General features: G+C 63.7%; 11 protein-coding genes and 1 tRNA gene. 1 reads left to right on the plus strand and 11 read right to left on the minus strand.

Going from position 1 to position 12,488, the window contains the following annotated elements; genetic code table 11:
* Positions 1-59: 59 nt before the first annotated feature.
* Positions 60-662 carry a hypothetical protein gene (locus tag ACQ4WY_RS16620; protein WP_436504971.1) on the minus strand — a complete coding sequence of 201 codons (603 nt, stop codon included), beginning with the start codon at positions 660-662 and terminating at the stop codon, positions 60-62.
* Between the two features lie 205 nt (positions 663-867).
* On the opposite strand from ACQ4WY_RS16620, the gene ACQ4WY_RS16625 reads away from it, so the two are divergent.
* A tRNA-Pro gene (locus tag ACQ4WY_RS16625) sits at positions 868-944 on the plus strand.
* 128 nt (positions 945-1,072) lie between these two features.
* On the opposite strand, the gene ACQ4WY_RS16630 is transcribed toward ACQ4WY_RS16625, so the two are convergent.
* From ACQ4WY_RS16630 to ACQ4WY_RS16675, 10 genes are all read right to left on the minus strand, one after another.
* A complete protein-coding gene (locus ACQ4WY_RS16630) occupies positions 1,073-1,993 on the minus strand; it encodes a hydroxymethylglutaryl-CoA lyase (protein ID WP_436504972.1) in 921 nt (306 codons plus the stop codon).
* Position 1,994: 1 nt separating this feature from the next.
* Entirely contained in the window at positions 1,995-2,927 is a 933-nt protein-coding gene (locus ACQ4WY_RS16635) for a 2-hydroxyacid dehydrogenase (protein WP_436504973.1), read from the minus strand.
* An 11-nt stretch (positions 2,928-2,938) separates the two neighbouring features.
* Positions 2,939-4,966, minus strand: a complete 2,028-nt coding sequence (locus ACQ4WY_RS16640; RefSeq protein WP_436504974.1) for an acetyl/propionyl/methylcrotonyl-CoA carboxylase subunit alpha — start codon at positions 4,964-4,966, stop codon at positions 2,939-2,941.
* 94 nt (positions 4,967-5,060) lie between these two features.
* Positions 5,061-6,107, minus strand: a complete 1,047-nt coding sequence (gene bioB, locus ACQ4WY_RS16645) for a biotin synthase BioB (RefSeq protein WP_353659478.1) — start codon at positions 6,105-6,107, stop codon at positions 5,061-5,063.
* A gap of 33 nt (positions 6,108-6,140) precedes the next feature.
* Complete coding sequence (bioD, locus tag ACQ4WY_RS16650; RefSeq protein WP_436504975.1) at positions 6,141-6,932, minus strand: dethiobiotin synthase; 792 nt, start codon at positions 6,930-6,932, stop codon at positions 6,141-6,143.
* Positions 6,922-8,118 (minus strand): 8-amino-7-oxononanoate synthase, encoded by a 1,197-nt coding sequence (gene bioF / locus ACQ4WY_RS16655; protein WP_436504976.1) that lies wholly within the window; start codon positions 8,116-8,118, stop codon positions 6,922-6,924. The genes bioD and bioF overlap by 11 nt, the downstream gene beginning before the upstream one ends.
* Before the next feature lies 1 nt (position 8,119).
* On the minus strand, positions 8,120-9,448 hold the full coding sequence (gene bioA / locus ACQ4WY_RS16660; protein ID WP_436504977.1) for an adenosylmethionine--8-amino-7-oxononanoate transaminase: 1,329 nt from the start codon (positions 9,446-9,448) through the stop codon (positions 8,120-8,122).
* Positions 9,449-9,493: 45 nt separating this feature from the next.
* Positions 9,494-10,282: an enoyl-CoA hydratase/isomerase family protein gene (locus ACQ4WY_RS16665; protein ID WP_436504978.1), complete on the minus strand. Its 789-nt coding sequence runs from the start codon at positions 10,280-10,282 to the stop codon at positions 9,494-9,496.
* A gap of 21 nt (positions 10,283-10,303) precedes the next feature.
* Entirely contained in the window at positions 10,304-11,926 is a 1,623-nt protein-coding gene (locus ACQ4WY_RS16670) for a carboxyl transferase domain-containing protein (protein WP_353659482.1), read from the minus strand.
* Between the two features lie 40 nt (positions 11,927-11,966).
* On the minus strand, positions 11,967-12,419 hold the full coding sequence (locus tag ACQ4WY_RS16675; protein ID WP_436504979.1) for a YchJ family protein: 453 nt from the start codon (positions 12,417-12,419) through the stop codon (positions 11,967-11,969).
* Positions 12,420-12,488 lie beyond the last annotated feature (69 nt).

The following is a 12,488-nucleotide window of genomic DNA, read 5'->3' on the forward strand; positions in this document are numbered from 1 at the left end:
GTGATTGTGAGATACCCAGATTGGGTACGCTCGTACCCAATCTGGGTATGTTGTTAGACTCACCACTTGCAGCCGCTGTCCTTCTTGTCGAGCAACATCAGCACGGGGGCCAGCAAGCCCGCGCCTGAATAGGCGCTGCGGCAATCGCCGCGCTTGCCTTGCGCGATATCGCGTGCCAGCTGGGTTTCCGTTTGCAGCGGCTTGTCGGGGATTTGCCCCACGGCCGTACCCACCTTGGATGGATCGCGCTCGCCGGCCATCTTGCGCGCCGTCTTCCTGGCTGCGTCCATATCGAATTTCGGTGTTTCCGGGGTTTCTTGCCTGAAGGTATCGCCACTGGCCGCCGGCGTGGCTGGTGACGCCGGTATGACCGTGATGGCTTGCGGGCTGGATGCCGCCGCCGTGGCCGCTACCGGCGTTTCCCGGGCAGTAGCGAGTTTCGGCTTGCTGATGGGCTTGGGTTCGCGTTTCGGTTTGACGACTTCGACGGGCGGCGGGGGCGGCTTGGCGGCCAGCGGACGTATCCATACGGCGATCGATTCCACGCGCGGCGCCGTGTCCATCTGCACGGTCGGCTGCACATGGCGCCACAGATAGATCAAGGCGCCATGCAGCAGCAAGGACACGCCGATGCCCAGCACGATGCCGCGGCGGTTCGGCATGGGCCGGCCGCCGTCGCTTCTTTCTATCCTGAACTCCATTGCCGTCGTCGCCTTCATGTCTGATCGGGAAAACTTGCCAAGCCAGTGTCGCATATTTCAATCGTTTTGAAAAATACATGCGTCCCGGTGGCGAGCGTAAATAATTTACATAGAGTTTCACCTGACCCTTGACCGAAATCGATACGGCCTGTATTATCTTGGTCTTCGGAGTGTGGCGCAGCCCGGTAGCGCACCTGGTTTGGGACCAGGGGGTCCAAGGTTCGAATCCTTGTACTCCGACCAAATTTGTAGAAAAAAACCCAAGAGTTCAGGCTCTTGGGTTTTTTTTCGTCTGTACTGCCGGGGTCAGACCCCCGGATGTGTTGGCGCTGAGCTTGACGCTAGCGGCATTGAGGGTCTGACCCCAGATTTCAGCCTGCGCGCTTCGCCGCGATGGCGTTGCCGGCGCGGCTAGATCCCTTGCGGCCCAGCTGCTGCGAGATGAACTGGCCCGCGTCCACCACCAGGTCCAGGTCGATGCCGGTGGAAATCCCCAGCCCCTGCATCATGTACAGCACGTCCTCGGTGGCCACGTTGCCGGTGGCGCCCTTGGCGTAGGGGCAGCCGCCCAGGCCGGAAACGGACGAGTGATAGATCGCGATACCCGTTTCCAGGCTGGCGTAGATGTTCGCCAGCGCCTGTCCATACGTGTCGTGGAAGTGGCCGGACAGGCCGCCCACGTGGAAGGCTGCGATGGCGCGCTCCATCACCGCCTGCGTTTTGCGCGGCGTGGCCACGCCGATGGTGTCGGCGATGTCGATCTCGTCGCAACCCAGGTCGCGCATGCGGCCCACCACGTCGGCCACGGCGTCCAGCGGCACTTCTCCCTGGTAGGGACAGCCGAAGGCGCAGCTGATGCTGCCGCGCAGGCGCAGACCATGTTCCTTGGCCGCCTTGGCCACGCCCTCGAAGCGGGCAATCGATTCGGCAATCGAGCAGTTGATGTTCTTTTGCGAGAACGCCTCGGAGGCGGAGCCGAAGATCACCACTTCATCGGCCTTCGCCGCCAGCGCCGCCTCGAAACCCTGCATGTTCGGCGTCAGCGCGGAATAAATGGTACCGGTGCGGCGCGCGATCTTTTCCATCACTTCCGCGCTGGTGGCCATCTGCGGCACCCATTTTGGCGAGACGAAGGACGCCGCCTCGATATTGGCGAAGCCGGCCAGGGTCAGGCGGTCGACCAGCTCGATCTTGACGGCGGCACTGATGGTGTCCTTCTCGTTTTGCAGGCCGTCGCGCGGACCCACTTCGACGATCTTCACCTGCTTGGGCAGACTGGTAGTAGGGTTCATTTCAATATCCTTGCGAACGGTTGACGATGCCGGCGACAGAGTCTCCAGCGTGCAGGCGGCGCATTTTGGCGGCGATCTGCGCCACGCTTTCGCGGCGCAGGGTGGCCGCCGAAATATGCGGCGTGATGGTGATACGCGGTTCTTGCCAGAACGGGTGCTGCTGCGGCAGCGGCTCGTTGCGGAACACGTCGAGTGTCGCCCCGGCGATATGCCCGGAGCGGATCAGGGTCAGCAGATCCGGTTCGGCGAGATGCGCGCCGCGCGCCACGTTGATGACGTAGGCGCCCGGCAGCAGCATGGACAGGCGCGTGCGGTCGAGCAGGTTGTGTGTCTCGGGCGTGAGCGGCAGCATGCACACCAGCACGCGCGTGCCGCGCAAAAATTCATCGAGCCCCTCTTCGCCCGCAAAGCACGCGACGCCATCGATGTGCTTGCGGCTGCGGCTCCAGCCCCGCAGGGGGAATTCGAACTGCGCCAGCGCTTGCAGCACGCGCGTGCCCAGTACGCCCATGCCCAGCACGCCGACGGGGAAATCCGCCTTGCCGAAGGCGGGCAGCGGCTGCCAGATGCCGGCGCGGCCCTGCGCCTCGTATTCGTCGAAGCGGCGGAAGTGGCGCAGCACGGCGTGGCTCACATATTCGGCCATCTGCACGCCCATGCCCGCGTCGTCCAGGCGCACCAGCGGCACGTGGGCGGGCAGCGCCTCGCCAAATTTCAGGAGCGCGTCGACGCCCGCGCCCGTGTTGAAGATGGCTTTGACTTCGCGCAATGCCGGCAGCATGGCCGCTGGCGGCTGCCACACGACGGCGTAGTCGCATGGCGCGAACGTGTCGCCTTCGCGCCAGAAGGCAATCTCCGCTTCGGGCAGCAAGTCCTTGAAATCGGCGATCCACGCCGCTTCCTTGCCGTCCGAACGTTGTAAAAGGATGCGCATCGTGGCAGCCTCTATGCGGCGGCCTTGAAGGCCAGCAGCGGCGCGCCATCGGCCACCTGGTCGCCGACCGCGTACAGCACGTCTTCCACCAGGCCGTCGTGCGGCGCGGCGATCGTGTGCTCCATCTTCATCGCTTCCATGATGACCAGAGGCTCGCCCTTCTTGACGTCCTGCCCTTTGTTCACCAGCACGGCGACGACCTTGCCCGGCATCGGTGCCGTCAGGCGGCCGCCTTCCGCTTCCACTTCGCCCGCATGTGCCATCGGGTCGCTGTAATGCAGGGTGTAGTGCAAGCCATTGGTGAACACGTGGAACTGCTCGCCATCGCGCAGCACCATGCCGTGCACGGCGCGCTCGCCGAGCTTGATGTGCAGCTCCTTGCCTTTGCGCGCCGTCAGGGTGAGGGGCTGGCCGTTGAACAGCCATCCATCCGTCTTGTAGGCGATGCGCGCAGCATAGGCCTTGCTGTCGCCGGCCAGCGCGAATTCATCGGCGAACGACAGGCTGCGTCCCAGGGTGCTGTTCAAGCGCCAGCCCAGGGCATTGCCCCAAGGGTCGGCGCGATTGGCCGATTGCGCCTCGGCGGCCGTTTTCTCTTCCAGCAGCAAGGCGACGGACGCCAGCGCCAGGGCCGTGTCGGGCGCCGCTTTCAGGGCGGGGAACAGCGTGTCTTGATTGCGCTCGATCAAACCCGTATCGAGATCCGCGCTGGAAAACGCCTGGCCTTCGACCAGGCGTTTCAAAAAGGCGATATTGCTGGCCAGGCCGACGATCTGGTATTCGGCCAGCGCCTGCGCCATGCGCGCGAGCGCTTCGCGGCGGTCCGCGCCCCACACGATCAGCTTGGCGATCATCGGGTCGTAGAACGGCGAAATGGCGTCGCCTTCGCGCACGCCCGAATCGATGCGCACGGCGGCCGGAACCACCGTGCCACCCAGCTCAAACGTCACGGCGGAAGGCGACTGCATGTGGCGCAGCGTGCCGATCGACGGCAGGAAACCCTTTTCCGGATTTTCCGCATAGATGCGCGCCTCGATGGCGTGGCCATGGATCGTCAATTCGCTCTGTTTTTTCGGCAGCGGCTCGCCAAAGGCGACGCGCAACTGCCACTCCACCAGGTCGGTGCCGGTGATCATTTCCGTCACCGGATGCTCCACCTGCAGACGCGTGTTCATCTCCATGAAGTAGAACGAGCCATCCTGGTTGGCGATGAATTCCACCGTGCCCGCGCCGACGTAACCGACAGCCTTGGCTGCGGCGACGGCCGCTTCGCCCATGGCGGCGCGGCGGTCAGACGGCATGCCCGGCGCCGGCGCTTCTTCCAGCACCTTCTGGTGACGGCGCTGCACCGAGCAATCGCGCTCGAACAGGTAGATGCAGTTGCCCAGGGTGTCGGCAAACACCTGGATTTCGATATGCCGCGGACGCGACAGGTATTTTTCGGCCAGCACCTTGTCGTCGCCGAAAGAGCTGATCGCTTCACGCTTGCACGAGGCCAGCGCGGCCTTGAAGTCGGCGCTGTTGTCGATGACGCGCATGCCTTTGCCGCCGCCGCCGGCCGAAGCCTTCAGCAGCACGGGATAGCCGATCTTGTCGGCTTGCGTGTGCAGGAAGTCCGCATCCTGTTCCTCGCCGTGGTAGCCGGGCACCAGCGGTACATTCGCCTTTTCCATCAGCGACTTGGCGGCCGATTTGGAACCCATGGCGCGCATGGCGGACGCCGGCGGGCCGATGAAGACGAGTCCTGCCGCGTGGCAGGCGTCGGCGAAGTCCGCATTCTCGGAGAGGAAACCATAGCCGGGGTGGATCGCCTGCGCACCCGTGGCCAGCGCCACGGCGATGATCTTGTCGCCGCACAGGTAGCTTTCCTTGGCCGGCGCGGGGCCGATCAAGACGGCTTCGTCGCACACGGCGACGTGCTTGGCGTTGGCGTCCGCTTCGGAATACACGGCGACGGTCTGGATGCCCATGCGGCGCGCGGTGGCGGCAACACGGCAAGCGATTTCGCCGCGGTTGGCGATCAGGATTTTAGTGAACATGGTCTCTCTCTTTGCAGCTCGTGGCTGGAAGTTTTTTATCTGAGGTGTCGCGATGAAGGAATGCGCCCTGGTGGGGCGCATTCCGATGGCTGCATCAGCAGCCGCACTTCTCTTTCTGCACCGAGTCCAGCATGGCGCCGCGCGTCTGCAGGCCCAGCTTACCCAGCAGGGTGCGGTCGTCTTCCGCTTCCGGGTTGTCGGTGGTGAGCAGCTTGTCGCCGTAGAAGATGGAATTGGCGCCCGCCAGGAAGCACATCGCTTGTACGGCTTCGCCCATCTGGCGGCGGCCGGCCGACAAACGCACGCGCGCTTTTGGCATGGTGATGCGGGCCACGGCGATCGTGCGCACGAATTCGAACGGGTCGAGCGCTTCCAGGCCATACAAAGGCGTGCCTTCCACCTGCACCAGGTGGTTCACTGGCACCGATTCCGGATACGGATTCAAATTGGCCAGCTGGGCGATCAGGCCCGCGCGCTGTAGACGCGTTTCGCCCATGCCGACGATGCCGCCGCAGCATACTTTCAAGCCTGCTTCGCGCACGCGGCCCAGGGTATCGAGGCGGTCCTGGTATTCGCGCGTGGAGATGACGTTGTCGTAGAACTCGGGCGCCGTATCGAGGTTGTGGTTATAGAAGTCGAGGCCCGCGTTTTTCAGGCGGTCGGCTTGTCCCTCTTCCAGCATGCCCAAAGTAGCGCAGGTTTCCAGGCCCAGCGCCTTGACCTTGGTCACCATCTCTTCGACTTTTTCCATGTCGCGCTCTTTCGGGCTGCGCCAGGCGGCGCCCATGCAGAAGCGCGTGGCGCCGTTGGCTTTCGCCTGGCGTGCCGCGTCGAGCACCGTGTCGATATCGAGGATTTTTTTCGCTTCCACGCCCGTGTCGTAGCGGGCCGCCTGCGGGCAGTAGCCGCAGTCTTCCTCGCAACCGCCCGTCTTGATCGACAACAGGGTCGCCAGTTCCACGTCGCCATCGGGGAAGTTGATGCGGTGGGTTTGCTGGGCCTTGAACATCAGGTCATTGAATGGCAGGTCGAACAGGGCCAGCACATCGGCGACGGGCCAGGTGGCCGCTTCCGGCACGGTAATGCGCGCCGCAGGGCGGTGCAGTTCGACGGTTTTTGCTGCTTCTTGGACGTGAGACATGTGATTCCTTCGCTTCTATTTTTTGGATACGTTTTAAGTGTTTGGATGCTGCGCCGGCCAGTTGGGCAAGCCGGTGAAATCGAGATACGCCGCCGCCGCTTCCGCGCTCGGTTGCGTCAGGCGCGGCACCTTGCCCAGCAGCGGCGCCGGGATGCGCTCGATCAGCGCATCGATATTTTCGTCGAGGAAGCGCATTTCCACTTCCAGGGTGTTGGCCACCCAGCCGATCACCGTCAGGCCGCGCGCTTCGATGGCTTCCAGCGTCAGCAAGGCCTGGCTGATGCAACCCAGGCGCATGCCGACCACCAGGATCACAGGCAGATCGAGCTGCTGCGCCAGGTCGGCCGAATCAAAACCGGGCGACAGGGGCACGCGAAAACCGCCCACGCCTTCGACCACGACGGCGTCCGAGGCGGCGGCGATTTCCAGGTAGGCGGCCAGGATCGGTACCGACTCGATGCTGACGCCTTCGAGGGCGGCGGCGATATGCGGCGCCGCCGGTTCCTTCAGCATATAGGGCGTGGTCAGGCTGCGCAGCATGGTGACGTTGCCGGCGGCGATCAGGCTGTCGGCGTCTTCATTATGCAGCTCGCCGTCGCGCATCTCGGCGCCGGCGGCGACAGGCTTCATGCCGCAGGCACGCACGCCGCGCGCGACCAGCGCATGCAGCAGGGCCGACGACGTCAAGGTCTTGCCGATTTCCGTGTCGGTACCGGTGACGAAACAGGCAAAGCGCGATGGCAGGGCTGCAGTGGCCGGCGCCGGTTGCACGGCCGGCGCCAGGTCCGCCAGCACTTCGGCCACGATGGGGTCATCAAGGCTCATGGCGTGTCCTTTCCAGGGTGTTGACTGCGTTGATCAATTGCGCCACTTCTGGCGCCGTGTGGCCGGCCGACAGGGTCACGCGCAGGCGCGCCGTGCCAACGGGGACGGTAGGCGGGCGAATCGCGCCGACCCACAGGCCTTGCTGGTACAGGGTGGCGGCGATGGCCAGCATGTCCGCATTCTCGCCGATGATGACGGGCTGGATGGCGGAGAGCGACGGCAAGGCTTGCCAGCGTTGCAGCTGCAAGCCCTCGTTCCATTGCGCCACCAGCGCCGCCAGGTGCACCCGACGTTGTTTTCCTTCGTCACCGGCGATGATGTCCAGGCTGGCCAAGAGCGCATGCGCGAGCGCAGGCGCCGCCGCCGTGGTGAAGATGTACGGGCGCGCCTTCTGGATCAGGGTTTCGATGACGGCATCATGCGCGCAAACAAAGGCGCCACCCACGCCGGCCGATTTTCCCAACGTGCCCACATACACCAGGTGCGGCGAATGCAGGTCGAAGTGTTCCAGTGCGCCGCGGCCATTGGCGCCCAGCGCACCGAAGCCGTGCGCATCGTCAACCACCAGCCAGGCGCCATGTTGTTCGCACAGGGCCAGCAGCGCAGGCAGCGGCGCCAGGTCGCCATCCATGCTGAAGACGCTGTCGGTAACGACGATTTTCGTTTGTGCCTTGCTTGTCGCGAGCAGTGCCGCCAAGGCATCGAGGTCGGCGTGCGGGTACACGCGCGTCTTGGCGCGGGCCAGGCGGGTGCCGTCGATCAGCGAAGCGTGGTTCAGCGCTTCCGAAAAAATCTCCGCTTCCGCATCGCCCACCGACAAGGCGGTCAGCACAGCTAAATTAGCCATGTAGCCGGTACAGAAATACAGGGCGCGCGCGTTTTCCAGGTTGGCGCCCACGAAATCGGCCAGCCGTTCTTCCAGCTGCGCGTGGGCGCGGCTATGACCGCTGATCAGGTGCGAAGCGCCGCTGCCGGCGCCATACAGGTCGGCGCCCTCTTTCAGCGCTTCCACGATGCGCGGATGCGACGCCAGGCCCAGGTAGTCATTGCTGCAAAAGGCCAGCATCTCGCGGCCATCGACCGTCAGGCGTGGCGCGCATGGCGTGTCGACGGTGCGGCGGCGGCGGATCAGGCTGCGCTCTTCCAGCCCCTGCAACTGCTGTTGTAATCGCGCGATCAGTTCCATCTCAGGCTCCGATCACGCTATTGAAGACGGCCAGGGTCTGCTGGCCGAGGCCCGCGATTTCTGCGTCGTCGAGGATGTACGGCGGCATCAGGTAGACGGTGGAGCCGATCGGGCGCATCAGGAGTTCGTGTTCCAGCGCCGTGCTGAAGAAGCGGCGCGAAAAATCGGGTGCAGCGTCCACCGCATCGAAGGCCCAGATCATGCCCTGCTGGCGGAAGTGTTTTACGCGCTCGTGCTGCGTCAGCGGCGCCAGGGCGCGCGTGATCTTGGCGGCGCGCGCGCGGTTGGCCACCAGCACATCGTCTTCCTCGAAAATCGACAGGGTCGCCAGCGCGGCGCGGCAGGCCAGCGGGTTGCCTGTGTACGAGTGCGAATGCAAAAAGCCGCGGCGCACGTCGGTGCTGTAGAAGGCCTGGTAGATGTCTTCGCGCGTCATCACCAGGGATAAAGGCAGGTAGCCGCCGCTGATGCCTTTCGACAAGCAGACGAAGTCGGGCCAGATGCCGGCCTGTTCGCACGCAAAGAAGGTGCCCGTGCGGCCGCAGCCGACGGCGATTTCATCGAGGATCAAGTGGACTTGATAGCGGTCGCACAGGGCGCGTACCAGCGACAGGTACAGCGGGTCGTGCATGGCCATGCCGGTGGCGCACTGCACCAGCGGCTCGATGATGATGGCGGCGATCTTGTCGGCTTTTTCCTGGAACAAAAGTTCGACGTCGGCGGCGGCGCGGCGCGCCACGTCTTGCGCCGATTCGCCCTCGGCCGCCTGGCGGAAGTCGGGCGACATCACCGTCTGCGAGGCGCGCAGCAAGGGGCCGTAGGCATCCTTGAACAGGGCGACATCGGTGACGGCCAGCGCGCCGATGGTTTCGCCGTGGTAGCTGCCCTTTAAACAGACGAATTCCTGTTTTTCACTTTTGCCGCTGTTGCGCCAGGCGTGAAAACTCATTTTCAGGGCGATTTCCACGGCCGAGGCGCCGTCGGACGCGTAAAAGCTGTGACCGAGTACGCCGCCGGTCAATGCCGACAGCTTTTCCGACAGTTCGACCACCGGTTCATGCGTGAAACCGGCCAGCATCGCGTGTTCCAGGCGGTCCAGCTGATCCTTCAGTTCCGCGTTGATGCGCGGGTTGGCATGGCCGAACAGGTTCACCCACCAGGAACTGATGGCGTCCAGGTAGCGTCGGCCTTCGTGGTCATACAGCCAGGCGCCGCGGCCATGGCTGACGGGGATGAGGGGTACAGTCTCGTGGTGCTGCATTTGCGTGCACGGATGCCACACGCTGCGCAGACTGCGTTCGACCCAGCCCGATTGTTTTTCTGCTTTCAAAACTGCTCCAATGATATTCTTAGTCCATGAGCTTTGGACTATTAACTAGCCCGTGAGCCAACTCGGCTTGCGCTTGTCGAGGAAGGACTGCACGCCTTCGCGTCCCTGCTCCGAGGCGCGGATCTGCGCGATGCGCTCGGCGGTGTCCAACAGCAGCGCATCAGTGACCGGCTGGCCGGCGATCTCGCGCACCAGCGTTTTCGCTTGCGCCACGGCGTGCGGGCTGTTGCCCGTCAGCGCTTTGAGCACTTCGGCGGTTTTCGCGTCCAGTGCGCTTGCTGCGACTACCTCGTGGGCAAAGCCGATGCGTAGCGCTTCCTGGGCGGAGAATCGCTCCGCGGTCAGGAAATAGCGGCGTGCCGCGTTTTCGCCCATGGCCTTGATGACATACGGTGAAATAGTGGCTGGGATCAGTCCCAGCCGCACTTCGCTCAGGCAGAAATGCACGTCTTCCGCAACCAGAATGATATCGCATGCGGCGACCAGACCCATGCCGCCCGCATAACAGTCGCCCTGGATCTTCGCCACCACGGGCTTGGGACACAGGTAAATCGTGCGCAGCATCTGCGCCAGCTGCAGCGCGTCGGCCTGGTTTTCGGCATGCGTATAGCCTGCCATCTTCTTCATCCAGTTCAAGTCCGCACCGGCGCAAAAGGCGGCGCCATTCGCGGCCAGCACGATGGCGCGCACCATGTCGCTGCGCCCCAAGCCTTCGAAAGCGCGCGCCAGTTCGGCGATCGTCGTCTCGTTGAAGGCGTTGCGCACGTCGGGACGGTTCAGGGTCACGGTAGCGACATTGCCCTCGATGACCAGCTTTAAGGTTTCAAATTCCATTATTTTCTCCCTTATTGCCGGTTACATACGAAATACGCCGAACTTCGTGTCCGGGATTTCGGCGTTGAGCGCCGCCGACAGGCCCAGGCCCAGCACCATGCGGGTGTCGGCCGGGTCGATCACGCCATCGTCCCACAGGCGCGCGGTGGCATAGTACGGGTGGCCCTGGTGTTCGTACTGGTCCTTGATCGGCTGCTTGAAGGCGGCTTCCTCGTCCGCACTCCACTGCCCGCCCTTGCCTTCGATGCCGTCGCGCTTGACGGTGGCCAGCACGGAAGCCGCCTGGTCGCCGCCCATCACGGAAATGCGCGCATTCGGCCACATCCACATGAAACGCGGAGAAAACGCGCGGCCGCACATGCCGTAATTGCCGGCGCCGAAGCTGCCGCCGATGATCACCGTGAATTTCGGCACGGCCGCCGTGGCTACGGCCGTGACCATCTTGGCGCCATTGCGGGCAATGCCCTCGTTTTCGTACTTGCGGCCCACCATGAAGCCGGTGATGTTTTGCAGGAAGACGAGCGGGATCTTGCGCTGGCAGCACAGTTCAATGAAGTGCGTGCCTTTCAGGGCCGATTCAGAGAACAAAATGCCGTTGTTGGCGATGATGCCGACTTTTACGCCATAGATATGCGCGAAGCCGCAGATCAGGGTGGTGCCGTAGCGGGCCTTGAATTCGTCGAAATCGCTGCCGTCGACGATGCGCGCGATCACTTCCCGCACATCGAAGGGCTTGCGCGTGTCGACGGGGATCACGCCATACAGTTCCTGCGTCGGGTATTTCGGCTCGACGGATGCACGCAAGGCCATCTGCTGCGGCTTGGTGCGGTTCAGGTTCGAGACGATGGTGCGCGCCAGCGAGAGCGCATGCAAATCGTTTTGCGCCAGGTGGTCGACCACGCCGGACAAACGCGTGTGCACGTCGCCGCCACCGAGGTCTTCAGCCGTCACCACTTCGCCGGTGGCCGCTTTCACCAGCGGCGGGCCGCCGAGGAAAATCGTGCCCTGCTCCTTGACGATGATCGATTCATCGCTCATGGCCGGCACATACGCGCCACCGGCCGTGCAAGAGCCCATCACGACGGCGATTTGCGGGATGCCCTTGGCCGACAGATTCGCCTGGTTGTAGAAGATGCGGCCAAAATGGTCGCGGTCGGGGAAGACGTCGTCCTGGTTCGGCAGGTTGGCGCCGCCCGAGTCGACCAGGTAGATACAGGGCAGGTTGTTCTGGTCGGCGATTTCCTGGGCGCGCAAGTGCTTCTTGACCGTCATCGGGTAATACGTGCCGCCCTTGACGGTGGCGTCGTTACACACGATGACGCATTCCTGGCCCGAGACCCTGCCGATGCCGGTGATGATGCCGGCGGAAGGCGCCGCATCGACGCCCTTGGCGTCCTGGTACATGGCGTAGGCCGCCATCTGGGAAAACTCGAGGAAGGGCGTGCCGGGATCGAGCAGCATTTGCACGCGGTCGCGCGGCAGCAGTTTTCCACGCGCCAGATGCTTGGCGGCCGCCGCCTCGCCGCCGCCGGCAGCGATTTTCTCGACCTTGTCGCGCAAATCGTCGACGATGGCTTGCATGGCCGCGGCATTGGCCTTGAAATCTTCACTGCGCGGATTGAGTTTGCTTTCGATGTGCGGCATTGCGGTTCCTTTTTATTATCGCCCGGTCTCTCGGGTCGCGCTATTCGGGAAAACTGCCGTCGAGATAAAACCAGCGCAGGGCGCCATCACCGCTCTTGTCCACCTCGCGCACGAAGCGGCTTACTTCATGCAGGCGGTGCGCGCGGCCGTTGACCTTGTAGCGGGCCACGAATTCGACGCTGTCGCGGTGTATCTCTTCGGCTTGATCTGCTGATTCTGCTTTACGTTGACGTAAACGTAAAGCAGATTTTACCTCAAGTCCCAGCCAGTGGACTTTTTCTTCTTCGGCAAATAAAGCGTCGGCAGGACAGGTGCTGGCATGCCAGGTGGCGCGCAGATAGGGCTCATCGCGCAAGGTAAATGCCGTATAGCGCGAGCGCATCAGCGCTTCGGTCGTGGGCGGCAAGGCGTCGCCCGCGATATACGGGCCGCAGCAGCTGGCGTAGGAGGCGCCGCCACAGGGGCAGGCGGCAGATGTCGAGGGTGTGGGCATGCGTTGGCAGACAGGGAACGGGAAAGTTCCGCAATTATCCGCCATATCGGCAGCGGCGCGTGCGCGCTG

This window comes from Janthinobacterium salmonicoloratum (genome assembly GCF_051380845.1).
GTDB lineage: Bacteria > Pseudomonadota > Gammaproteobacteria > Burkholderiales > Burkholderiaceae_D > Janthinobacterium > Janthinobacterium lividum_F.

Excerpts from the sequence above, each read along its gene's own strand:
- ACQ4WY_RS16620 (WP_436504971.1), bottom strand. The coding sequence starts at position 662 with ATGCCGAACCGCCGCGGCATCGTGCTGGGCATCGGCGTGTCCTTGCTG.
- ACQ4WY_RS16630 (WP_436504972.1), bottom strand. The coding sequence starts at position 1,993 with ATGAACCCTACTACCAGTCTGCCCAAGCAGGTGAAGATCGTCGAAGTG.
- ACQ4WY_RS16635 (WP_436504973.1), bottom strand. The coding sequence starts at position 2,927 with ATGCGCATCCTTTTACAACGTTCGGACGGCAAGGAAGCGGCGTGGATC.
- ACQ4WY_RS16640 (WP_436504974.1), bottom strand. The coding sequence starts at position 4,966 with ATGTTCACTAAAATCCTGATCGCCAACCGCGGCGAAATCGCTTGCCGT.
- bioB (WP_353659478.1), bottom strand. The coding sequence starts at position 6,107 with ATGTCTCACGTCCAAGAAGCAGCAAAAACCGTCGAACTGCACCGCCCT.
- bioD (WP_436504975.1), bottom strand. The coding sequence starts at position 6,932 with ATGAGCCTTGATGACCCCATCGTGGCCGAAGTGCTGGCGGACCTGGCG.
- bioF (WP_436504976.1), bottom strand. The coding sequence starts at position 8,118 with ATGGAACTGATCGCGCGATTACAACAGCAGTTGCAGGGGCTGGAAGAG.
- ACQ4WY_RS16665 (WP_436504978.1), bottom strand. The coding sequence starts at position 10,282 with ATGGAATTTGAAACCTTAAAGCTGGTCATCGAGGGCAATGTCGCTACC.
- ACQ4WY_RS16670 (WP_353659482.1), bottom strand. The coding sequence starts at position 11,926 with ATGCCGCACATCGAAAGCAAACTCAATCCGCGCAGTGAAGATTTCAAG.
- ACQ4WY_RS16675 (WP_436504979.1), bottom strand. The coding sequence starts at position 12,419 with ATGCCCACACCCTCGACATCTGCCGCCTGCCCCTGTGGCGGCGCCTCC.